This window comes from Xenorhabdus hominickii (genome assembly GCF_002632725.1).
GTDB lineage: Bacteria > Pseudomonadota > Gammaproteobacteria > Enterobacterales > Enterobacteriaceae > Xenorhabdus > Xenorhabdus hominickii.
Genome location: NZ_NJAI01000001.1, coordinates 43,510 through 64,623, shown reverse-complemented (window position 1 = coordinate 64,623; position 21,114 = coordinate 43,510). Strand labels below are relative to the sequence as shown.

14 protein-coding genes are annotated in these 21,114 nt (G+C 41.6%); 10 read left to right on the top strand and 4 right to left on the bottom strand.

The window, feature by feature from the left end; translation table 11 throughout:
* Positions 1 to 71 precede the first annotated feature (71 nt).
* Positions 72 to 1,265, bottom strand: a complete 1,194-nt coding sequence (gene metC, locus Xhom_RS47565; RefSeq protein WP_069316888.1) for a cystathionine beta-lyase — start codon at positions 1,263 to 1,265, stop codon at positions 72 to 74.
* Between the two features lie 488 nt (positions 1,266 to 1,753).
* Here metC and exbB point away from each other — a divergent pair, with 488 nt between their 5' ends.
* Both exbB and exbD read left to right on the top strand, forming a co-directional pair.
* Positions 1,754 to 2,785, top strand: a complete 1,032-nt coding sequence (gene exbB, locus Xhom_RS47560; RefSeq protein WP_069316887.1) for a tonB-system energizer ExbB — start codon at positions 1,754 to 1,756, stop codon at positions 2,783 to 2,785.
* A gap of 6 nt (positions 2,786 to 2,791) precedes the next feature.
* Positions 2,792 to 3,217: a TonB system transport protein ExbD gene (exbD, locus tag Xhom_RS47555; protein ID WP_069316886.1), complete on the top strand. Its 426-nt coding sequence runs from the start codon at positions 2,792 to 2,794 to the stop codon at positions 3,215 to 3,217.
* A 555-nt stretch (positions 3,218 to 3,772) separates the two neighbouring features.
* On the opposite strand, the gene Xhom_RS47550 is transcribed toward exbD, so the two are convergent.
* Both Xhom_RS47550 and Xhom_RS47545 read right to left on the bottom strand, forming a co-directional pair.
* The gene (locus Xhom_RS47550) at positions 3,773 to 6,169 is read right to left on the bottom strand and encodes a beta-N-acetylhexosaminidase (protein WP_069316885.1); all 2,397 of its coding nucleotides are present in this window, start codon (positions 6,167 to 6,169) and stop codon (positions 3,773 to 3,775) included.
* A 139-nt stretch (positions 6,170 to 6,308) separates the two neighbouring features.
* Complete coding sequence (locus Xhom_RS47545; RefSeq protein ID WP_069316884.1) at positions 6,309 to 6,947, bottom strand: TetR/AcrR family transcriptional regulator; 639 nt, start codon at positions 6,945 to 6,947, stop codon at positions 6,309 to 6,311.
* 547 nt (positions 6,948 to 7,494) lie between these two features.
* Here Xhom_RS47545 and Xhom_RS47540 point away from each other — a divergent pair.
* The gene (locus Xhom_RS47540) at positions 7,495 to 8,643 is read left to right on the top strand and encodes a porin (protein ID WP_069316883.1); all 1,149 of its coding nucleotides are present in this window, start codon (positions 7,495 to 7,497) and stop codon (positions 8,641 to 8,643) included.
* A 105-nt stretch (positions 8,644 to 8,748) separates the two neighbouring features.
* Here Xhom_RS47540 and rdgC read toward each other — a convergent pair whose 3' ends face one another.
* On the bottom strand, positions 8,749 to 9,660 hold the full coding sequence (rdgC, locus tag Xhom_RS47535; protein WP_069316882.1) for a recombination-associated protein RdgC: 912 nt from the start codon (positions 9,658 to 9,660) through the stop codon (positions 8,749 to 8,751).
* A gap of 168 nt (positions 9,661 to 9,828) precedes the next feature.
* On the opposite strand from rdgC, the gene mak reads away from it, so the two are divergent.
* The 7 genes from mak (at position 9,829) to Xhom_RS47500 (ending at position 21,094) form a co-directional block, all read left to right on the top strand.
* On the top strand, positions 9,829 to 10,737 hold the full coding sequence (mak, locus tag Xhom_RS47530) for a fructokinase (protein ID WP_069316881.1): 909 nt from the start codon (positions 9,829 to 9,831) through the stop codon (positions 10,735 to 10,737).
* Between the two features lie 937 nt (positions 10,738 to 11,674).
* Entirely contained in the window at positions 11,675 to 12,847 is a 1,173-nt protein-coding gene (locus Xhom_RS47525) for a porin (protein ID WP_069316880.1), read from the top strand.
* Between the two features lie 83 nt (positions 12,848 to 12,930).
* Positions 12,931 to 14,883 carry a bifunctional 2',3'-cyclic-nucleotide 2'-phosphodiesterase/3'-nucleotidase gene (locus tag Xhom_RS47520; RefSeq protein WP_071933876.1) on the top strand — a complete coding sequence of 651 codons (1,953 nt, stop codon included), beginning with the start codon at positions 12,931 to 12,933 and terminating at the stop codon, positions 14,881 to 14,883.
* Between the two features lie 78 nt (positions 14,884 to 14,961).
* Positions 14,962 to 15,777: a ribonuclease T2 family protein gene (locus Xhom_RS47515; protein ID WP_069316879.1), complete on the top strand. Its 816-nt coding sequence runs from the start codon at positions 14,962 to 14,964 to the stop codon at positions 15,775 to 15,777.
* A gap of 11 nt (positions 15,778 to 15,788) precedes the next feature.
* The gene (locus Xhom_RS47510) at positions 15,789 to 17,426 is read left to right on the top strand and encodes a bifunctional metallophosphatase/5'-nucleotidase (RefSeq protein ID WP_069316878.1); all 1,638 of its coding nucleotides are present in this window, start codon (positions 15,789 to 15,791) and stop codon (positions 17,424 to 17,426) included.
* Positions 17,427 to 17,696: 270 nt separating this feature from the next.
* On the top strand, positions 17,697 to 19,331 hold the full coding sequence (locus Xhom_RS47505; RefSeq protein WP_232326110.1) for an ABC transporter substrate-binding protein: 1,635 nt from the start codon (positions 17,697 to 17,699) through the stop codon (positions 19,329 to 19,331).
* Between the two features lie 128 nt (positions 19,332 to 19,459).
* Positions 19,460 to 21,094 carry an ABC transporter substrate-binding protein gene (locus tag Xhom_RS47500; RefSeq protein WP_069316877.1) on the top strand — a complete coding sequence of 545 codons (1,635 nt, stop codon included), beginning with the start codon at positions 19,460 to 19,462 and terminating at the stop codon, positions 21,092 to 21,094.
* Positions 21,095 to 21,114: the final 20 nt, after the last annotated feature.

Below are 21,114 nucleotides of genomic sequence, written 5' to 3'. Positions count from 1 at the left end.
CTAAATAGAGAGGCATGATGTTAAAGAATTCATTCTAAACATTGAGTCTCTGATGTTATGCATACTTGGAATTAAAAAAGAGCCAGGCGGGCAAAACCGGCTTCCAGATCATCAATCAAGTCTTGTGGGTTTTCCAATCCGATATGGAGACGGAATAACGTGCCCGTTTTCTGGGGCGAATCATATTGGCGCATTGTCTTAAGCATTTCAGGCTGGATACCCAAAATTAATGATTCAAATCCTCCCCATGAAAAAGCCATCTTGAAATGGGTGAAATTATCCAGATAATCAGAAAATTGTGTCGGTGTAAGTTGGATATTCAGGAGAAAAGAAAATAACCCGCAAGAGCCTGTGAAATCGCGTTGAAAATAATGATGTCCAGGGCAAGAAGGCAAGGCAGGATGGTAAACTTCAGCCACTTCTGGCCGCTGTGCAAGCCATTTGGCAATCTTGATACTGTTTTCTTCATGCTGTTTCAGGCGAACAGCCAGCGTACGTAACCCACGGGTTGCTGTATACACTGTTTCAGGATCAGCAATTTGACCCTGCAAATAAGAACTTTCCCTGAGTTGATCCCAACAACGTGCATTGGCAACCGCGGTTCCCAGCATGCCATCCGAATGTCCGATGATATATTTTGTGGCAGATTGAACGGAAATATCGATACCAAATTCCAGCGCCTTAAACAGCACACCCGCCGCCCATGTATTATCAATGATAATCACCATCTCAGGATTAACCTGACGGACAGCCTGCACGATAGCCGGAATATCCTGTACTTCCATCGTCAGTGAGCCGGGAGATTCAAGAAAAACCACCTTAGTATTGGGTTTAATCAACGAAGCAATACCTTCTCCGATCATCGGGTCAAAATAGTCGGTAGAAATGCCCATCTTATGGAGAAACTGATTGCAAAATTCCTGTGTAGGTTCGTAAGCTGTTCCTGTCAGCAAAACATGATCGCCAGTTTCCACGAATGCTAAAATCGAATGGGTGATCGCTGCTGCTCCAGAAGGATAAAGGGCACAGCCAGCACCATTTTCCAGTTCGGTCATGGCTTCCTGAAAGGAGAAGTGCGTGAGTGTGCCACGGCGTCCATAGAATAATTCACCTTTTGCCCGATTCTTCAAGGCATGTTTCATATCTGCAACGGTATCGAAAATGACAGATGATGTACGTTGAATAAGGGGATTAACCGCGTTTTGCGTATATTTTTTTTGCCTTCCTGCACTGACTAATAAAGTTTCTAGTTTTTTTTCTGTCATAGCATCCCACCCCTAAGCTCATGTTTGGTTCACTGTCCAAGTAAAATTGTTCAAATAATGATAAGCAAGTTAAAAGATTTGGGGCGGTTTTGCCAAAAGGAATTGAGCAACTTGACGAAAATTCAAGGTGCTCTATCAACAGTAAGTCAGAAGAGATTAAATAATATGCATCATTAATTAGCACTTTTTTATCAAATAGTAATGATAATTACTATCAAATCGCTCAATGTCTGATATCATTCACGGCGGACTTTTACCCCACTTGGGGTGATAAGTATGGATCAGGCTTCAAATGAAGCTTTTATACCTAATCGATTTCAACTTGCAGTGCGATCAACGTGCAGTCAACAGAGAAGCAACGGGCAAGATGAAGGAATACATGGTGAAAAATGATCCATACTCAGAATATATATTAGGATTAGCAAGATGAGTAAACGCGATTCACTGCTAAGTAACAGAATCTATAAGAAAGAGAGTAAGGCTAACTGATGCGTAATTTGACAGCTTCTATTCTATTGGCACTCGGATTAACAAGTTCAGCATGGGCTGATACTGCGCCAGCAACGCCAGAAAATCAGGCTGCTGCTCAGGTAGCCGCTCCGGCCACACCAGCCCCTGCCGCAGCTCCTCAGCAAGAGGCTGAAGCGAAAACCGAAGCGCCATCAACCAAAAAACCGCAAGCTACAGAAAAGCAAACCACAGAGCCGCAATCAGACGCGGTTGAGACAACAGAGAGTGTGACCGCAGAAAGCGTGACAACTGAAACTGTTACCACTTCGGTTTCAGACGAATCTGAAAATCTGTCCAGTGGTTTTGCAACGGATCTGTCTATTTGGGGTATGTATCAGAACGCGGATGCAGTAGTAAAAACTGTTATGGTGGGGTTAGTTATTGCCTCTGTCATCACATGGGCACTATTTTTCTCCAAAGGAGTTGAACTGCTGACAGCTCGCCGTCGTTTACGCAAAGAACAACAGGCCTTGGCTGACGCGACCAACTTGGATATGGCAGCGAAAATTGCAGCTGATTTTAGTAAGCAGAGCATCAGTCGTCTAATGTTGAGCGAAGCTCAGTCCGAGCGCGCTTTATCTGCTGAAAGTACCGACAAAGCGGGTACGAAAGAACGTACAGCCTTCCGCATGGAACGTACCGTCGCGGCAATCAGCCGTCATATGGGCCGTGGCAACGGCTATCTGGCAACCATTGGCGCAATCTCCCCATTTATCGGCCTGTTCGGGACTGTCTGGGGGATTATGAACAGCTTTATTGGTATTGCCCATTCACAAACGACAAACTTGGCCGTTGTCGCACCGGGTATCGCGGAAGCACTGCTGGCAACCGCACTGGGGCTGGTAGCAGCGATCCCTGCGGTAGTGATTTATAACGTCTTTGCCCGTGTGATTTCATCATATCGTGGACAAGTGGGGGATATGGCGGCTCAGGCAATTCTGTTGCTGGGACGTGATCTTGATCTGGCTGACAGCAAAGCAGAAAAAGCAGAAAAAGCAGAAGCAAGGTAATCAATTATGGCAATACGTCTTAATGAAGATTTGGACGATAGCGGTGAATTGCATGAAATTAACGTCACGCCATTTATTGACGTGATGTTGGTGCTGCTGATTATTTTCATGGTGGCGGCACCACTGGCAACAGTAGATATTAAAGTTGATTTGCCGGCATCCTCTGCTAAACCGCAACCGCGCCCGGAAAAACCCGTATTCCTGACCGTTAAAGCGGATCATCAGCTGTACGTGGGGGATCAATTGGTTGAGCGCGATACTTTATCTTCGGTATTGGATCAAACCACACAATCCAATAAAGAAACCACGATTTTCTTCCAAGCAGATAAATCTGTGGATTATGAAATGTTGATGAGTGTGATGAATTCACTGCGCAAAGCGGGTTATCTCAAAGTTGGGTTGGTGGGAATGGAGTCTGTTGCCGCTCAGTAAGTTTCATCAAGGCTATCTGATAGCGGATGCCGCAGGAAGATAGTGTGATAAATATGAACTGTCCAATTGATTGGGCAGTTCAATTTTTTATCTTTTATTTCTATTCGGTATATTAATGGTATACCGTCATAACTCCCTCCTCAAAACAAACACCATTCTTTATCTCCATTTGTAGATATTAATTGAGATTATTGTATTAAAAATAAAAAACTAAAGATTGTTTTTTCTGTATGCATATATATTCATGTTTCGATATTTTATTTTATGTTTATCTATACTCGTCGTCTTTCAAGTTGCCGCTTTGTTGGCTACGCTCACTCACCCAGTCACATGGCCTATGCTCCTGGATATTCGTTCCCTTGCCGTCGCGCTGCAACTTGAAATCCATTGGGTATATGCAAAAAATCTTATGCCAAACATTGAATTGTGGCGTTTGCATTCATGGCATATTGGCGGAGTTTTATAATCTTTATATTTGAAATCGACTCCTGGTTTTCTAATAGGGCAAGTATCATCATAATGATTCTTACCCTTTGATTTATCTAATGGTTCGGCCTATTTACTCAAATAATTAAGCATCCGTTCCAGTGGATATACCGCTCGTATCACTACTTCATCACGCATTTGTGTCCCTTGTGTCAGCAATTTCTGGGCATCCTGTTGCTGTTGTGGCGAAAATGTTTTTCCGGCCTTCACGTGATCCAGCATCACTAAACCAAGCTCGGCAATTTCGCTGACATCATTGGCAACGGGTACGAGATCACGCATCATATAGTTCGCTTTGACAATCTTCATCACGGAATTATGGTTATCCCGCCAACGTATTAGTCGATCACGTAATGCCTGCTCCGCCTGCCAATCCTGCTTATTCTTTAATAGCCGATCAACCAATGTTTCCATTTCCCTGACAACCAGACTTTCTGATCCTAACGTATCAGCAAAACGATAAAGTGGTTCATATTGATGGTAATTACCGGCTTGAAACTTAGAATGATGGCGGGAGTAATACTGGGCTGGCTCCACTGCTTCAGCCAAGATTTGCAGTGGTTCAATATTCGTATTGTTTGCCAAACGGGTCATCAACCGTTGGCTATTGGCTTGCTGTTGCAAGCCGACGGATACCGTTGTCCACGCATCCATCGTATGTAAACGCTGATACATGTGCTTTTCATTCGTCACATCTTTGGCAGACCAAAGTCGTTCAGCTATGGCAAAGGTACGTGGCCAGAGTTTAATATCCAACACTTCAGCGGTGACATTCTCTGACCATAATGCAGCTTCAGCTCCCAGAATATTGTGCTGATGGTGATTCGCTGGTACAACAGGTTGATTGCCAGCGGGAGTCGTTGCTAACTTTTCTCCTGTGACTGGATAGCGCACATTACCTAACAGGATATAACCGCTCGCGGTTTTTTGTTGCTGATTGAGGTTTACAACCGGAGTCGTTTCTCCCATCCAACTATCCACAGTAAACTTCACTGTCTCCCCTCGCCAAACAATGCTGTTAACGGCGCGACGTGATTTTCCGGCGAAATCAATAAAACCACGCCATTTGCCGTTGTTGTCCTGAATCAGAGTAAAACTGCCCGTCACTGGGTTTCCTTTTAAACGTGGCATCGTAAATGACCAGCTTTGCGCGGTCTCATCTGCTTTCACGTTATCATCGATGTTGAGTGTTTGTGGCAAGACTTCATTGCGATAGTGATAGGCCGCACTTTGGGGTTGATCAAGATAAAACCCTGTGGACAAGATTCCTTGATAGCCTTCATCAGCGGTCTTGCCCAGTGAATCTTGCCCCTGCCATGATTGAATAACGATAGATTTCGGTAATGCGGGATGATAGATTTCATCCCATCCCACCATTTTACGCCCGTGTTTTTCAAGGATCGTTTCTAGCTCTTGATTGAACCACGCGTGCAAGGCATGACTATCTTTCAAGCCTTTTTCCTGCATAAATATCTGGATTTTTTTAGAAGCCTGCCATTGAGAAGCATCAACTTCATCACCGCCAATGTGAATGTATGGGTCAGGGAAAATTTCAGTGATCTCACCAATTAAAGTATCGACAAACTGATGTACTTGCGGATTGCTTGGATCCAGCGTTGGTTTGTGGACTCCCCACTGGCGCTGCATCTCGTAGTTTCCATATGTGCTGATCAATTCAGGGTAGGCAACGGCAATGGCGGAAGCATGACCGGGTAAATCAATCTCAGGTACAACGCGAATACCTAAACTGCTGGCATAAGCAACCACATCCTGCATCTGCGCTTTACTGTAAAACAGGCCATCGCTCGCACGTTGTTGTAGTTTCGGATAATGATCAGAAGCGAAACGCCAGCCTTGATCATCGGTTAAATGCCAATGAAAGACATTCATTTTGGCGGCAGCCATGCCATCCAATTGGCGTTTAATCACTTCAACTGGCAGAAAATGACGAGCAGAATCAAGTATCACGCCACGCCATGAAAATCGCGGATTATCGGTAATATTGACCAGAGGCAGATAAGTACCTTTGTGATCGTTTTGCAATAATTGCAACAAAGTTTCCACGCCACGCATAGCACCAAAACGGGTCGCTGATTTCAATGTGACACCGTGGGAATTAATGACTAACTGATAACTTTCATCGTTGTTGGGTTGGGGAATCGGCGCTGTTTTCTTGGCTATGCTAATTCTGATCGTCGGGACAGAGGAAATAGAATATTCAGGTGGCGGCAATATCCAGCCAGTTTGTGCTTCAATGCGTTTTCGCCAGCGGGATATGGCATCTTGCATCTCATCTCCCGTAACGATGATATTCAGTTTTCTGTCAATATTATAAAGACGCCCCTGTTGTACTGAAACTTGTTGTGGCCAAGGCATAAGAGGAAGGTGATTGGCAGAAACCGCCATAGCCGAAAAACTACAACTTAACGCGGTGATTAATAATAGAGGGCGGAAGGGAAACTTCATGATTTTTCTCTCATTTTTTTCAATAATGCGTAAAACAATTTTTTTAATGCAAATTCGTTAATTCAAATGGGCGCCGATGTGATTATCGTTTCGGCGCCGGTTTATATTTCCGTGAAAATGAGATACCCGGAAATAGTCACTATTCCTCTAAAAATTCATACTTAATTAATGACATTGCTGCGGTAATATGAGGCGTGATATCTGTTTCTGGCACTGGAGGGAGGATACCCAATGCCATTTTCCTGAGCGGTTCCGCAATAACCATTGAAATTATCAATTCGCTAATAAGGTTATAATCAAGTTTTTTTATTAGCCCCTGCTGATATTGGTGTTCAAGCCAATTGGCCAGAATATTCTTCCCTTTTTCAATACCACCTTGCTGATATTTATCCAGCAGTATTTCACGATAAGGAAAATCAGATTGTAGTAACTTAAATAAACCTACAGAATCTGAAGATAATGATTCCTTGGCCATTTCACCTAAATATATTTTCATTAGTTTGATGACTTGCTGAGAGTTATTGGGCTTTTTCTTAAAGGCGGGGGTAAAATTATCTGCCCAGCGCATGACAACTTGTTCCATCAGGTTTTCTCGATTTGTGACGAAACGGTATAGTGTTTTTTTGGCAATGCCCGCTTTTTTGGCAACCACATCCATCGTTGTAGTTATATATCCTTGATTAATAAGAAGTGAAAGAGTGATATCATGAATTTTTTGGCGTATTTCCTGCTCTGGAATTGTAGGGCGGCCTCTTGGACGTGAATGATTTTCTGCCATTTTAGCACCTTATGAGTTGTGAATATTTGTACCGCATTGGCGTGATTCCATTAAGAAACAGAAATTACTGATTTAAATTTAAATGGATAACTAAATCACTCCCCACCAAATACAGAACTCACCGTATCTTGTCAATAATAATATTTATAAATTATTATTTATTTAAATGAGTTATTAATAATTGTGAAAATAAAATGGAATGAAAAATCACTTCTATCATGACACTTATTTTTTATTACTTTCATTAATATTTATAACTTACCCTTTTTAATTAATTAGTCCCATAACGAGTGCTATCAGGGGCTTAAGTTCCCCCTTAACTATGTGATTTTCTTCACAGGACGGCATTTTTCGTCAAATTTTGTTAGTAAAAGGTTTTTTTAGATCTTAATATCCCCTTTGCTTGTTACAAATTTAACATTTAAGTAACGAAAGCGTGTAAAAAAACGCTACCACCTGATTATTGATTCTGGGAAAAGTAACTTCTTAGAGAGTGCATTTTTTTGCGGTGGCGCAAAAAATAACAACATTAATGAGGATCATGATAATGATAAAACACAACGCAATAGCAATGGCAATTCCGGTACTTCTTCTCACTGGGGCAGTAAATGCCGCTGAAATTTATAATAAAGATGGTAATAAAATTGATTTATATGGAAAAGCAGAAGCCCAGAGAACATTCTCCAAATCAAGTAAAGAAACTGGTGATAGCTCTGTTGCCCGTATAGGTATCAGGGGTTCAACCCAAGTGACAGATAAACTGTCTGGCTTTGGACGCTGGGAATTCAACATGGGTGCTAATGGTGTGGAAACGGAAAGTGGTAAAAATGCCAGAACACGTCTAGCCTTCGTTGGTTTTAAACTTGACGAATACGGTTCGTTGGATTACGGCCGTAACTTTGGTGTCGTTTATGATGCTAACGCATGGACAGATGTATTGCCCGTATTTGGTGGCGACTCTATGGCGGCAACCGATAATTTCATGATGGGGCGTTCGACAGGGCTGTTAACATACCGTAATACTGACTTTTTTGGTTTGGTGAATGGTTTGAATTTTGCCTTGCAGTATCAAGCTAAAAATGATGGTGGTACTAAAAATAGCCGTAGTGATGTTTCAAGGCAGAATGGTGATGGTTTTGCTCTGTCTAGCTCCTATGATTTTGGTAATGGTTTTAGTCTTGGTGGGTCATACGGTAACTCTAACCGTACTTCAGCACAAAAGTTGGGTGCTGATAAAGCCAAAGTTCTTGCTAAAGGGAATAAGGCTGAAGCATGGCTTGTTTCTGCTAAGTATGACAAGAATAACGTTTACCTGGCAGCCATGTACGGAGAAGCTCATAACTTGACCCGATTTGGTAGCTCTGTAAATGATTACACTATGTTTGCCAATAAGACACAAAACTTTGAGCTGACAGCTCAGTATCTGTTTGATTTTGGTCTGCGCCCATCTATCGGCTATGTCTATTCCAAAGGTAAAAATTTGGGCAAAGACTTGCCTGTCAGCAGTGTGGGAACAGACAAAGGGTCTGAAGATTTAGTGAAATATATTTCAGTTGGTGCGTCTTACAACCTCAACAAAAATATGCGTACTTACGCTGAATATCAATTTAATTTGTTGAAGAATAATGAATTTACTAAAACAACTAAGATCAACACTGACGATGTGTTTGGTGTCGGTTTGGTTTATCAGTTCTGATTGAGATAAATGTCAGTTGAAAAAATAGTACGTTGTTATTTCATCGAACTGCCTCAATGGGTGTGATCATCGTAGGCAGTTCGATTGAACTTTCTTTCTGGAAAATTAACTTTCTGCTTCACCACCCAATGCATCAATAGTGTTCTTGATTAGCGCACTGAGTTCACCCGTCATTAAGGTAAAGTCTGCGTCAAATCGTTGGGCAACATCTTCACGATCAATATCATCATTTTGATCACGTAAGGTTTCACAGAATTTGATGCGCTTAAGAGAACCATCATCTGACAGCATGAATTGAATTCGTTCTTCCCAATCTAATGCCAGTTTGGTGACGTATTTGCCTGACTCAATGTGCGTAGCGATTTCGTCTGATACTAATTCCTGCTTCTTACAACGGATAACACCACCGTCTTCCAGAATCGCTTTTAGTTCTGCTTCATCCATCAGAGCATAACCTGTAGGCAGGTTACCTGAACGTACCCATTCGGTTAAAGTCAACTCAATAGGATCGGTGAATGTCAACGGGACAACCGGCAATGATCCCAGCGTTTTTCGCAGTAATGCCAGATTATCTTCGGCGCGTTTTGCACTAGCGGCGTCAACAATGATCAGATGGTTAACGGTATCTATCCAGATATATGTCTGGCTGAAACGGCTGAATGCCCTTGGCAGCAGAGTGTGGAGCACTTCATCTTTCAGCGAGTCTTTTTCTGTTTTTTTCAGTTTACGGTGCTGTTCACCTTCCAAACGAGTTATTTTGGCCTGTAATTCCTGCTTAATTACAGGAGAAGGCAACATTTTTTCTTCCTTACGCGCACAAATCAGGATCTGATTACCAGAAGCATGAGTTAACGTTTCACTGTGGGAACCCATCGGAGAAACCCAGCCGGTTTTCATCATATCTTGACTGCCACACGGGGTGAATGCCAATGAGCTTAATTGTTTTTCCAGTTCATCCGCAGAAAGTGCGATCTCTCTGTTTAAACGATAAATCATTAAATTCTTAAACCATAACATGCAATTACCCCATATTTTTGCGCATCGTGACAACGGTCATCTTAAAATATAAGGGAGCATAATAACGAATCATGTGATGAAGCCCTAGAACTTCGTCAGCTTCATATAATAACTTGCGTATTTTCATATAATAACAAGCGTCATCGTGCTGAATAAAAAAGGTAAGCTATGCGTATAGGTATTGATCTCGGTGGTACCAAGATTGAAGTGATCGCATTGGGCGATCAGGGGGACGAGTTATTTCGCAAACGGGTGGATACCCCTCGTAATGACTATCAAAAAACACTGGCAGCCATTGTCGGGTTGATTGCTGATGCGGAACAGGTAACCGGGCAGCAGGGAACTGTGGGGATTGGAATACCCGGTGCTATTTCGCCTTTTACCGGAAAAGTGAAAAATGCCAACTCAGTCTGGATGAATGGCCAAATATTGGATAAGGATATTGCCGCTTTGCTGGGACGTGAAGTGCGTATCGCCAACGATGCAAACTGTCTGGCAGTATCAGAAGCGACGGATGGTGCAGGAGCAGGAATGCCAATGGTATTTGCTGTCATCATTGGAACGGGTTGCGGTTCTGGGATTGCATTTGAGAGTAGAGTACATGCGGGCGGAAATGGTCTGTCTGGGGAGTGGGGGCATAATCCGTTACCTTGGATGGATGAGGAAGATCGGTTATATCAGGCTGAAGTTTCTTGTTTTTGCGGTAAGCCGGGATGTACTGAAACATTTGTGTCCGGGACTGGGTTCATGACTGATTACTTCCGCCTGAGTGGAGAGCATAAAAAAGGTCATGAAATTATGGAAGCGTTGGTACAGGGAGATGAGTTTGCAGAATTGGCGATGCGCCGTTATGAAAGACGCCTGGCACGGGCTTTGGCACAAGTGATTAATTTATTTGATCCGGATGTGATCGTACTGGGTGGTGGAATGAGTAATGTTGATCGCCTTTATCAGACTCTGCCTGATTTAGTCAAAGAGTGGGTTTTTGGTGGGGAGTGTGCCACTCCGATAAGGAAAGCACTGCATGGTGATTCCAGTGGTGTGCGTGGGGCAGCGTGGTTGTGGCCTCAGCAATAACGCAATATTTCTATCAACACTAACAGTCACAAACTGAAGCAGTCTGAATTCAATTCCCGTCGGTCTCAAATTGTGTGCAGTAATGAGCGAAAGTTGCTCACTACTGCACACAATTTGAAAGATAAGCACTCATGATAGGTGGCTTCTATTTTTGCCTGCATTATTTCTGCTACAGATAAAGCAACATGATTTTATTAAAAATTAACTTAATTTAAATTTATTATTTAATCAAGTAATTATATTTTCATGTTACCCGTAATAAGAAGAATAATAAAACAATCCATTCATGTTGTTTATAAGCTTAGCTTTATTTGCAAATAAAAATATATTTATTTTTTAATGAAATAAATATCACATTTGACTTTAAATTTATTAATTATTTAGGTGGTAAAAAATACGAACTATTAAATAAAGTCGGATATAAAACGAATAAGGAAAATAATTTTTTTGTCATATGCATGGTATGGCAGTCATGGAAAAAACAAAAAAATCCGCGATTTTGTGATGAAAATCACATGCAATTGTAATAATTTGTCTAAATATTTATGTTAATGTGGTTTTCTTCACGAAATGCACTGTTTTTTTAGGTTATTATTAATATGTGTAATAAACTAATTTTAGCATATTGAAGAGATTAAATTTAATTCCTTGAACATTTTTTACTGTGCAAAAATAAGACCAGATTCTGTTTCATCTAATTTGGCTGATTCACTTTATATTGATGTTAATAAAACTCTCTATGGGAAGAAGTAATAAAGATAATTTTAAATAGCATTCAAAATTTGTCATTTTTTTGAGCGATTACCTTTTAGCAGAAAGATCGAGACGGGCATTTATTACCCTCTATCTAATAGATTTCAAGTTGCAGCTTAGTCTGCGATAAGGCGATGTTCTGTCTGAAAGAAAATTAAATTTAATATTTGATGGGTGTCTTATTATGAAAAACATGAAGCCGTTGGCTGTTTTAATTGGGTTATTGGTGATGTCGGGCAGCGCCAATGCCGTTACGGTATACAACGATAAAGGCAGCAAGGTCGATTTGAACGGTCAGTTTCGTATGAAAGCGACAGTGACCAGCCAGGATCGCGATATTCTTATTAAAGATGATGGTAGCCGTATCGGTTTCAGTGGCAGCCATAAATTTACTGACGAAATCTCAGTATTTGGCAAAATGGAATGGGGTTCTGACACCCAAAAAACCAACAGTGAAAATAACAATACGAGCTTCGAAATGTATAATCGCGTTGGTTATATCGGTGCTTCTCATCGTGACTTTGGTGAGGTACGGGTTGGCCGTACTTATATTCCCATCGACTGGGTGAAAAAATCCAGCTATGGCTATGGTAATACAGGCGTATTTTACTTTAGCGATGTATTGAGTAGCACGACGGGTTATAGTAAAGGTGGCGTTGGTAAGAATAACTTTATGACGCGTTTGCCTCAAACCATTTTTTTTCAGACTCAAAGTTATGAAGGTTTCAAACTGGCTGCAACTTACAGCGGTAAATCCGGCTCTGATAAAGAGCGTGTTCATGGTGATATTCGCCACGCTTACTCGCTGGTAGGTTTCTATAAATCGAACGTTGGTCTGGAAGTGAATGCGGGTTACTCTCAGGCTACGGGCGAGAGAAAAAAAGAAGACAATGGCAAAGACGCTGGATTAGCTTCCCCACAAGATAGCTTACTGGCCTTTGGCATGGAATATTATTTCCCAGGCCGTGAATTCTCTATTGGTCTGGATTATGGATTGGCACGCTCCAAAAACTCCAGCTTAGTGTACAACGAAAGCAATGGTAAAGGCTTGAAAGAAAAGTCAGTCAAAGGTGACTGGAAAGCAAACTTGTATGGTCTGGGCGGTAAGTGGCACTGGGATAAAATCGGTAGTGGCATGTACGCAGGATATTACCTGCGTGATGGGGATGCCAATACATTCAACTATAAAAAACAGACTTACACGGTCGGTTTAGACAAACGTTTTAATGTTTCTAAGTACAATAATAGCCTGCTACTGTTTGTGGAAACAGCATATGATGATGCTCGTAGCGACAATCCGGCTTACAAAGACAAGAAACAAGTCATTCTGGGAACAGGGGCACGTTTGTTTTTTTAGATAATATTGCATAGAGGGCCTGATTCAGGCTCTCTTGTCATCCTTCTACTCTTATCTTCTTTCTATTATGGGGGCATAGCACAGTGAAAAATATATTGAAAGTCTCAACATTGGCAATGTTGGTTGCATTCAATGTCAATGCGGCTACCGTCGATTTACGGGTGATGGAAACCTCGGATATTCACAGCAACCTGATTGATTTCGATTATTTTAAAGATAAAACCACTGAGCAATTTGGCTTGGTTCGTACAGCAAATTTAATCAGGGCAACCAAGGCTGAAGCAACCAATGTGATTTTGGTTGATAACGGTGACTTGATCCAAGGCAGCCCTCTTGCGGATTACATGGCGGCAAAAGGGCTGCAACAAGGAGATGTTCATCCGGCTCACAAGTTGATGAACACAATGGGCTATACCGTGGGTAACTTTGGTAACCATGAATTCAATTTTGGGTTGGACTACCTGAAACAGGCCATTGCTGGTGCCAAGTTCCCCTATATCAACGCCAATGTTATGGATGCTAAAACCGGCAAAAACTACTTCACACCTTACATTATCGTTGATACCTCTGTTAAAGATCGAGAAGGCAAAGAGCATACCATTAAGATCGGTTATATCGGTTTTGTTCCGCCACAAATCAGCATATGGGACAAAGCAAATCTGGATGGCAAAGTTGTCGTCAATGACATTACCGAAACCGCGAAAAAATTTGTTCCTCAAATGAAAAAAGAGGGTGCTGACCTGATTATCGCCATTCCGCACTCTGGTTTCTCGCAAGAGCCTTACAAAGCGATGGCAGAAAACTCCGTTTACTATCTGAGTGAAGTGCCGGGCATTAACGCTATCTTGTTTGGTCATTCTCATGGTGTTTTCCCAACCAAGGAATATGCAGGGATCAAAGGCGTTGATGTTGCCAATGGAACAGTCAATGGCATTCCTGCTGTGATGCCGGGACAGTGGGGTGACCATTTGGGTGTGGTTGATATGGTGATCAATAACGGCAATGGTGAGTGGAAAGTTGAATCTGCTAAAGCAGAAGCCCGTCCTATCTATGATAAAATCCAGAAAAAAGCACTGGTCGAGCGCGATAATCAACTGGCCTCCATCATTGACAAAGAACATCAGGGAACCCGCGATTTCGTTGGTAAGTTCATCGGCAAAGCTTCTGCCAACATGTACAGCTATCTGGCTTTGATTCAGAGTGATCCGACCGTCCAGATCGTCAATGACGCACAGGTGGATTACACCAAACGCTTCATTCAGGGTGATCCAAATCTGGAAGACATTCCAGTCTTGGCGGCGGCAGCGCCGTTTAAAACGGGCGGCCGTAAAAATGCACCGGCTGACTTTGTAGAAGTGGAAAAAGGTGACCTGACTTTCCGTAATGCCGCTGACCTGTATCTCTACCCAAATACGCTGGTAGTAGTGAAAGCAACAGGCTCTGACGTTGTTGAATGGCTGGAGTGCTCCGCGGGCATGTTTAATCAGATCAACCCGACTTCGACCAAACCGCAAGAGTTGCTGAACTGGGATGGCTTCCGAACCTATAACTTCGATACCATCACCGGAGTTAACTATAAGATAGATCTCACCCAGCCAGCGAAATACGACACAGATTGTCAGCTCGTCAACAAAGGCGCTAACCGCATCAAAGACGTGACCTATCAGGGCAAGCCGATTGATCCGAAAGCCACTTTCCTGATTGCCACCAATAACTACCGTGGTTACGGTGGTAAATTCGCGGGAACGGGTGAAGATCACATTGCATTTGCTTCACCGGATGAAAATCGTACCATTTTGGCTTCTTATATCTCCAGAATCACCAAAGAGAAAGGTGTGGTATCAACACAGGCTGAAAATAACTGGTCATTCCTGCCAATCAAAACAGAGACAAAACTGGATGTACGCTTTGAAACTTCTCCAACCGAGAAAGCAGCGAAATTCATCCAAGAACACGCTCAATACCCAGTGAAATACCTGAAAAATGATGATATCGGCTTTGCTCTCTATCAAATTGATCTGACAGAGAAAAAGTAAATCTTAGCTGTATTGATGCCTGCTCCTTAAAGCCTTTTGGGGCAGGCGGATTATTGATCTGATGATGGACTTATTGCTATGCGTTTTCTAACACGGTTACCTTTCCTAAAAACAGTATCTCTCGTTTTTGCGTTAATGGCGGCAGGATGTGCCACTGCGCCCGACACTACTCCCGACACTACTCCCGACACTACGTCACTATTGAAAGCCCAATCTAATCTGGCTGGCGGTGCTTCCTGCATTGTGCCTGAACAGCCAACGGCCAATTACGATTATGATGCCAAAACTGATCACTATGGCCAAAACGACAGGGCTTCGACTGATTATTTTAAATTGGCAATCAACTACTCCCCTGCATTTTGTGATTATAAAAAGAAGAAAATCAAAAAATTGCAGCACGAAAATCAGGAAGAAAAAGCCCAGCGTGAATATGAAAAAATTGCGCTGCAATGTTTCTCTGACAATAAATTTGGCTGGATACTACATGGCCTGTGGGCGGAGAGCTGCGATGGTAAATCGATGGAAGAGTGCCGCGATTGGTCAGATATCCGAAAACATCCTCGCTTGTGCAAAGGCGACTTGCCAGCACTGGATTACCAAATTATCAAACCGTACCTGTGTACCTCTCCCGGCATAGATTTACTGCAAGGTGAATGGGAGAAACATGGCGTCTGTGCCTTTGAAACTCCCACTCAATTCTTTAGCAAACAGCAAAAACTATTCGACGAACTGGTCTTGCCGGAAGGGCGTTCATCCAATAAGAAGCTGATTAAATTCCTGCAGGCACATAATCCAGTATTGAAAGGCAAACATATCCAAATTAGCCACGACGAATTCTATATCTGTTATAGCAAGAATTTTGAAGTGATTGATTGCCCACGGCCTGAACATTAAGAGATAGCAACATGAATTATAAATATAAATTACTTCCGATTGCGATTGGCGCAGCTTTGTTAGCGGGATGTACAACTAAACCCGTTCATGACCGGGCAAATGTGGTGGATGTCCGGGTTTTGGGGTTGAATGATTTTCATGGGGCATTGAAAGCGCCGGGCTCTAATCAACCGGGTGGCATTGAACATATGTCTACCTTGATTAAGGAACTGAAAAAAGAGAATCCGAATAATATTGTGGTAGCCGCAGGCGATATGATCGGCGCCAGCCCGCTGCTTTCCTCCATGTTCCATGATGAACCAAGTATCGAAGCTTTGTCCCTTGCCGGATTGGAAGCGACTTCTGTCGGTAACCATGAATTCGACAAAGGTAAGGAAGAACTACTGCGTAAGCAAAATGGCGGTTGTCATCCGGTGACAGGCTGTCAGGGGCCAACACCGTTTAAGGGAGCAGATTTCCAATACCTGTCTGCCAATGTCACCGTGAATGAAACGGGCAAAACCCTTTTCCCTGAATACGTAATTAAAGAATTTGAGGGAATTCCGGTTGCTTTCATCGGGCTGACGCTGGAAGGAACGCCTGCCATTGTGACTCCACAAGGTACAGCAGGATTAAGTTTTGCCAATGAAGTCAAAACCATTAACGCCTTAGTGCCGGAATTGCAGAAAAAAGGCGTGAAAGCGATTGGGGTATTGATCCACGAAGGAGCAGCTCAGAAACGCGATGGAGAACGCATTGATGTCAACGCCTGTAATGATGTGACAGGCAAGGTATTGGAAGTCGTCAATCATCTGGATAAAGAAGTGGATTTTGTCATCAGCGGTCACACCCATCAGGCCTACAACTGCGTGATTAATGGTAAGTCCGTCACTTCCGCTCAATCCAATGGCGCACTGATCACCAAGTTGGATCTGAAATTGGATAAAGCCACAAAAGATGTGGTGAACTTCAAAGCGGAAAATATTTGGGTCGATGACCGTAAATACGGTAAAGATCCAAAAATAACTGAATTACTGGCATCCTATGAAAAAATTGCCACACCGCTGGCAAACCGCGTTATTGGTAAATTGGAAAGCAATCTGACCAAGCAATTGACTCAGGGTGGAGAATCATCGTTGGGTAAAGTGATTGCGGATGCGCATTTATATTCGACAACGGCAAAAAAAGATGGCGGAGCACAAATCGCCTTTGTCAATAATGGTGGCATTCGTGCACCTATGGATGCGGGCGATGTAACTTATAACGCGATTTATACCGTTCAACCATTCTCCAATATGATGGTAACTAAGACACTGACCGGCGAACAAATTAAACGTCTGCTGGAACAGCAATGGGATCGCACACGCCCGCAAATTTTGGCGGTGTCACATAGTTTTCAATATTCATGGGACAGCCGCAGGCCTGTGGGTGATCGCGTGATGGTTAATTCGATGAAAATCAATGGTAAGCCGGTTGATTTACAAACGAAATACCGTGTGGCAGCCAATGAATATCTGGCGACAGGAGGAAGTAGTTTTTCTGTATTTAAAGAAGGAACCGATCCTGTATATAACGTGCCGGATATTGATGCAGTCGTTAAATATTTCACGGAAAAATCCCCAATCTATTACCCAAAACAGGATCGGATTATCGATCTCGGTGCAAAATAATGTGACAGCGGTACAAGATAACGCAAATCACAGTAGATAAAACAAGCAGATCAAAGATATTGTAACGGGTGTTTGATCCTGATCAGAAATGCAACGTTAATTATTATGCGTTGCATTTCTTCATTGGAATAAAGTTTAAGTTTAAAGCGCATTCTAATTACTCGAAGATATTACTCAATGTAGTAATCTTCATATCAGTAATGGTCATAAGGTGATAGTGATATATGTAATCGTTATTCAATAATAAAAATAGTTATGGAGACCGCTAATATGCAAAATATGCTGGTAAGGATAATAAAAAATAAGACTGTAAAAATATTATTCTGTTCTTTAAGCTTAATATTGGGAAGTGCCACTTTCTCTTATGCGGCGGTTGTCCCGCCCAATATACAATTGGCGGATAAGCAAGAAATTACCCGTAATAATTTTTCTGAGCCCGGTTCTTTAGATCCGCATAAATCTGAAGGCAGCAGTGAATTTGATATTTTATATGATTTTTTTGAGCGTCTGGTTGCTACGGATAAAGAAGAAAATATTATCCCTGCCTTGGCTGAACGCTGGGAAACTAAAGATAATAAAACGTGGATCTTCCACTTAAGAAAAGGGATTAAATGGTCTGACGGTACATCGATTACGGCCCATGATGTGGTGTTTTCTTTCCGTCGGTTGGTCACACCTGATACGACTTCGCCTTACGGCAGCTATCTGATCCAAGCTACGGTTGTGAATGCCCATGATGTCTTATCAGGTAAGAAAAAACCTGAAGAACTGGGTGTAAAAGCACTGGATGATGAAACGGTAGAAATTGCACTGGAAAGGCCAAAAGCGGGTTTTCTGAATATGTTGGCACACCCTGTGATGTCTCCCGTCAGTGAAAAGATTATCAAAAAATATGGCAGTAAATGGACGCAGCCACAATATTTTGTCAGTAATGGGCCTTTTAAACTCTCTGAATGGATTGTGAATGAAAAGATTGTCGGTGTCAGAAACTCTTATTATTGGGATGATAAAAATACTGTAATTAATAAAGTCACTTACTTGCCATTATCAGCTTATAAAGCTGACTTTAATCGCTATATGACTGGAGAGATTGATATATCCAACGGTGGGCCATCAGAATTTTTGCCAATGGTTAAGGAGAAATTTGGCGATCAATTGCATGTCAAACCTATATTGGGAGTCTACTATTATCTGTTCAATACGCAAAGGCCGCCATTTAATGATATTCGGGTCAGAAAAGCGCTGGCTTTAGCACTGAATAGGAGCATTATTACTGACAAAATATTGGGTAATGGTCAAAAACCTACTTATGATGTCGTGTTTCCGGGTACTGGTGGCATTTATTTAAAGCATCCTGATTATGCCTCATGGACACAGGAGCAGCGTGTTGAAAAGGCAAAAGAATTATTGAATGAAGCGGGTTTTAATAAAAATAATCCGCTTAAGTTTACCCTGCTGTATAACACTTCTGATAGCCATAAAAAAATTGCCATTGCTGCCAGCTCGGAGTGGAAAAAGCATCTTGGTGTAGAAGTTATTTTGCAAAATCAAGAAAGTAAAACACAGAATGATACTATGGCTCAAGGCGACTTCGAAGTGACGAGATACGCATGGAATGCGGATTATAGTAGCCCGACCAGCTTTTTAGATATCTTTACTTCAGAAAATACCAATAACTATATGAGATATCAAAATAAGAAATTTGATCAATGGGTTTTAAAAGCAGATGAAACTAACGAACCAGCCGATTATCAACAGGCAATTGATATTCTTAATAAAGAATTTCCTGCTATTCCGGTTTATTATTATGTCCGTGTTAAATTAATTAAGCCTTATATTGGTGGCGTTCATATTGATTCAGTGGGACATATTTCGACAAAAAAACTTTATATTATAAAACACTAGTTGTTTCGATAAAAAGAGTCTATTTAAATAGGATTTTTTTAGTTAATGAAGTTAATTAAATTAGTGAGTTAGATGAAAATGGTAACGTAATGTAATAACAAAAACAGCAATTTATGGAGGTTAAAGATATGAAGAAAATAATGGCAAGTTTAATTAAAAATAAAATCACCCAAATACTTACCTGTTCGATAGGAATACTATTAACAAATATCGTACCATCCCATGCCGCAGTCGTTCCCCCGGGTACACAATTAGCTGAAAAACAGGAGATCGTACGTAATAATGGTGCTTTCCCTGCTTCTTTGGATGTACATAAAGTAGAAAGTAATGTTGAGCTGAATATTATCCATGATTTTTTTGATGGTTTAGTTTACACCGATAGTAAAGGCAAGATTATTCCCAGACTGGCTGAACGCTGGGAAACAAACGATAACCAAACATGGATTTTCCATTTAAGAAAAGGAGCTAAGTGGTCTGATGGCACACCGATTACCGCCCATGATGTGGTATTTAGCTGGCGGCGTTTACTTGATCCAACAATGGGTTCCCCTTATGGCAGCTATCTTGGAACTGCCCATGTCGTTAATGCAAACGACGTATTGTCAGGTAAGAAAAAAGCAGAAGAACTTGGTACTAAAGCGCTGGATGATTTCACTCTGGAAGTAAAACTCGATAAACCCGTGGCTTATTTCTTGCAGATGCTAACCCACCCGATTCTGGTTCCTATTAATGAAAAAATAGTCAAAAAATACGGCGATAAATGGACACATCCAGATACTTTTGCTGGCAGTGGTGCTTTTAAACTGTCGGAATGGAAAGTGAATGAAAATGTTATTGGCATCAGAAATACCCATTACTGGGATAATCAAAATACTGTAATTAATAAAGTCACTTATCTTTCCCTCACATCAGAGAAATCAGATTTAAACCGTTATCTCGCTGGTGAAATTGATATTACTTTTACCATTCCCTTGGATTCCTTTACATCATCAAAGAAAACATTGAGTGATCAGGTTCATGTTGACCCGATGCTAAGCACTTACTATTACGTCTTTAACACTAAAAAACCGCCATTTGATGATGTCAGAGTCAGAAAGGCACTAAGTTTAGCCATAGACAGAGATGTGATTGCTGACAAAGTATTGGGCATGGGGCAACTCCCCGCTTACGATATTCTTCCTCCTAATATTGGCGGGATCACATTAACTCCGCCAGAATATGCCTCATGGTCACAAAAGAAACGGATTAAAAAAGCCAAAGAACTCTTGAATGAAGCGGGTTTTAACGAGAAAAATCCCCTTAAATTTGACGTACTTTATAACACGAAAGAATCACATAAAAAGATTGCTATTGCTGTCACATCAATGTGGAAACAGAACTTAGGTGTTCAAGCCAACTTACAAAACCAAGAGTGGAAAGTGATGTTGGATAATATGCACCAGAATAAGTTTGACGTCGTCAGATACGCATGGACAGCGGATTATAACAGCCCAATGTCTTTCTTGGATACCTTTCTGACAGGTAGTAGCCATAATATCCCACTATATGAAAATAGTGAATTTGATCAGATGGTAATTAAAGCAGGCGAAACTAATGATATTGCTTCTTATCAGAAGGCTATGAATATTTTTAACAATGATGTGCCTGTCATACCTGTTTATTACTATGTCACTAATCGCATGGTTAAACCTTACGTCGGTGGGCTGTATGTTAGCCCAATGGATTATATTTCAACGAAAAATCTTTACATTATTAAGCATTAGATAAATTTTGACGAAATAAC

What these genes read in the sequence shown, in the direction of transcription:
- metC (WP_069316888.1), bottom strand. Translation starts at nt 1,265, where the DNA reads ATGACAGAAAAAAAACTAGAAACTTTATTAGTCAGTGCAGGAAGGCAA.
- exbB (WP_069316887.1), top strand. Translation starts at nt 1,754, where the DNA reads ATGCGTAATTTGACAGCTTCTATTCTATTGGCACTCGGATTAACAAGT.
- exbD (WP_069316886.1), top strand. Translation starts at nt 2,792, where the DNA reads ATGGCAATACGTCTTAATGAAGATTTGGACGATAGCGGTGAATTGCAT.
- Xhom_RS47550 (WP_069316885.1), bottom strand. Translation starts at nt 6,169, where the DNA reads ATGAAGTTTCCCTTCCGCCCTCTATTATTAATCACCGCGTTAAGTTGT.
- Xhom_RS47545 (WP_069316884.1), bottom strand. Translation starts at nt 6,947, where the DNA reads ATGGCAGAAAATCATTCACGTCCAAGAGGCCGCCCTACAATTCCAGAG.
- Xhom_RS47540 (WP_069316883.1), top strand. Translation starts at nt 7,495, where the DNA reads ATGATAAAACACAACGCAATAGCAATGGCAATTCCGGTACTTCTTCTC.
- rdgC (WP_069316882.1), bottom strand. Translation starts at nt 9,660, where the DNA reads ATGTTATGGTTTAAGAATTTAATGATTTATCGTTTAAACAGAGAGATC.
- mak (WP_069316881.1), top strand. Translation starts at nt 9,829, where the DNA reads ATGCGTATAGGTATTGATCTCGGTGGTACCAAGATTGAAGTGATCGCA.
- Xhom_RS47525 (WP_069316880.1), top strand. Translation starts at nt 11,675, where the DNA reads ATGAAAAACATGAAGCCGTTGGCTGTTTTAATTGGGTTATTGGTGATG.
- Xhom_RS47515 (WP_069316879.1), top strand. Translation starts at nt 14,962, where the DNA reads ATGCGTTTTCTAACACGGTTACCTTTCCTAAAAACAGTATCTCTCGTT.
- Xhom_RS47510 (WP_069316878.1), top strand. Translation starts at nt 15,789, where the DNA reads ATGAATTATAAATATAAATTACTTCCGATTGCGATTGGCGCAGCTTTG.
- Xhom_RS47505 (WP_232326110.1), top strand. Translation starts at nt 17,697, where the DNA reads ATGCAAAATATGCTGGTAAGGATAATAAAAAATAAGACTGTAAAAATA.
- Xhom_RS47500 (WP_069316877.1), top strand. Translation starts at nt 19,460, where the DNA reads ATGAAGAAAATAATGGCAAGTTTAATTAAAAATAAAATCACCCAAATA.